The sequence below is a fragment of the Brevundimonas diminuta ATCC 11568 genome (genome assembly GCF_000204035.1).
In the GTDB taxonomy this organism is placed as follows: Bacteria; Pseudomonadota; Alphaproteobacteria; order Caulobacterales; family Caulobacteraceae; genus Brevundimonas; species Brevundimonas diminuta.
This window is the reverse complement of record NZ_GL883086.1, coordinates 2,049,332-2,051,408: the sequence shown is the minus strand read 5'-3', so window position 1 is coordinate 2,051,408 and position 2,077 is coordinate 2,049,332. Positions and strand designations below refer to the sequence as shown.

Sequence of the window (2,077 nt, the reverse complement as noted above, 5' to 3'; positions counted from 1 at the left end):
TTGAATGGCGGCTGACGCCGGGCGGTTTCGCGGCGAAGCTGAAGGGGCAGGCGGCTCTGGACTTCGGTCCGGCGCGCGGAATCGCCTTCAGCACCCAGGGCGAACTGGCCTCGGCGGGCGGGCGCCTGACCTATACGGCGAGCGACTGCATTCCGGTGACGCTGGACAAGCTCGACCTGGGCGAGAACTCGGTCGAGGCCGTGTCCGGCCGTGTTTGCCCAACGTCGGCGCTCTTGTTCACCGCCCGCAACGGCGCCTGGCGCGCTCAGGCGCGGCTGGCCGAGGTGGCGGCGACGGCGCCCGTCTTCGAGGTCGGCTTCACGGACGCCGAGGGCGATCTGGTCGTCGACGGCGCGGCCAATGGGCTGTCGATGCGGGTGGGCGTCAGCAAGGCCCAGGTCGCGGACACGGCCGATCCGGTCCGCTTCCTGCCGCTTCAGGCCAAGGGCGAGGCGCGGCTGGCGGGCGACGTCTGGACCGCGGGATTTGATCTCAGCCGACTGGACCACGCCGTCGGCCGCGTCGAGGTGCGCCATGACGTTCAGGCCGAAGCGGGCGGGGCGGTGATCTCGGCGCCCAGCCTGGCCTTCACCGAGCATGGGCTTCAGCCGGACGACCTCAGCCCGCTCGTGGCTGACTATGTGAAGTCGCCGGTCGAAGGTTCGGCCGGGTTCGAGGGGCGGTTCGACTGGGCGGCCGAGGGCGCGACCAGTTCGGGCGTCCTGACGGTGCCGGAGTTGGATTTCACCAGCCCGGCGGGCAAGGTCCAGGGGCTGAAGGGGCGGGTGGAGTTCACCAGCCTGACGCCGCTGATCACCGCCCCGAACCAGACGCTGACCGCCGACCGGGTGCAGACGGTGACGCCGCTGACCGATCTTCAGCTCTCCTTCGGCCTGGACGAAAAGGCCCTGACCATCGGCGGCGGCCAGATCCAGGCGGCGGGCGGGCGCATCAGTGTCGAGCCTCTTTCGCTGCCGCTGACGCCGGGCGAAGGCTGGGGCGGGGTGGTCGTGGTCGAGGGCGTGCAGCTGAACGAATTGCTGAAGAGCGCCAATCTTCAGGACAAGGCTGAGTTCGACGCCGTGGTGTCGGGGCGGCTGCCCTTCACCTATGACCCCAAGGACGGCTGGCGCATCGTCGGCGGCGTGCTGAACGGGGTGCGGCCCGGCCGCCTGTCGATCCAGCCCCAGGTGTTCGACGACCTGTCCGCCGGCGGCGGAGGCGAGACGGGCGTGCCGCCCAACACCATGCAGGATCTGGCCTATCAGGCCATGCAGGATCTGGCGATTAGCGACCTGACCGCCGAGGTCAACAGCCTGGACCAGGGACGGCTCGGCGTTCGCTTCCGCATCAACGGCCGCCACGATCCGCCGGAGCGCGAGCAGCTTCGCCTGACCTTCATGGAGTTGATCCGTCGCGACTTCCTCAACAAGAAGCTGAATCTGCCGTCGGATACGCCGATCGATCTGACGCTGGACACGACGTGGAACGCCAACCAGATCATCTCGGATCTTCTGGAATACGCCCGGCGCGGCGAAACGCCCGTGCTGACGACGGATGAAACGCCTTGAGTCGCGGCCGCGCTTTGTTCAGAACCCATTCACACGCCGCAGCGTTTAGTGGCGATGACTTCCAACGCCGCCTTCGGAGACCGGCCCCATGATCAGCAAGCGTCAGATCGTCGCCATGCTCGGCCTCGGCGCCGTCAGCCTGGCCGCATGCGCGCCTACGGTGAACATCAAGTTCAGCGAGCCGCTGCAGATCTACGCCAAGCTGGACGCCGACATCCGCATCAAGCTGGACCAGGAACTGCAGAACCTGCTCCGCGAAAACCCCAACCTGTTCTGATACGAAAGGGGGCTTTGACATGACTTACCGCAAACTCTTCGTGGCTGTGGCCGCTGTCGCCGCTCTGGGCGTCGCCGCCGGCGCCGCCGTGGCACAGACCGCCTCGCAGAAGGCTCTGGTCGATCAGGCCAAGGCCGCCGGCGCGGCGGGCGAGCAGGCCGACGGCTACGTCGGCGTGCGCACCTCGGTCGACGGTCCTACCCAGGCCGCCATCAGCGCGACCAACGCC

Annotated in this window: 3 protein-coding genes; all 3 read left to right on the top strand. The window is 68.2% G+C overall.

What is annotated here, in order from left to right:
- On the top strand, window positions 1–1,571 hold a 1,571-nt coding region (locus BDIM_RS13810), incomplete at its 5' end, for an intermembrane phospholipid transport protein YdbH family protein (protein ID WP_040346243.1).
- 88 nt (window positions 1,572–1,659) lie between these two features.
- Window positions 1,660–1,848 (top strand): YnbE family lipoprotein, encoded by a 189-nt coding sequence (locus BDIM_RS13805; protein WP_040346241.1) that lies wholly within the window; start codon window positions 1,660–1,662, stop codon window positions 1,846–1,848.
- Window positions 1,849–1,867: 19 nt separating this feature from the next.
- Window positions 1,868–2,077: DUF1318 domain-containing protein (locus BDIM_RS13800; RefSeq protein WP_155818732.1), on the top strand; the 210-nt coding region annotated here is incomplete at its 3' end.

Coding starts and splice junctions, on each gene's coding strand:
- BDIM_RS13805 (WP_040346241.1), top strand. CDS start 1,660: ATGATCAGCAAGCGTCAGATCGTCGCCATGCTCGGCCTCGGCGCCGTC.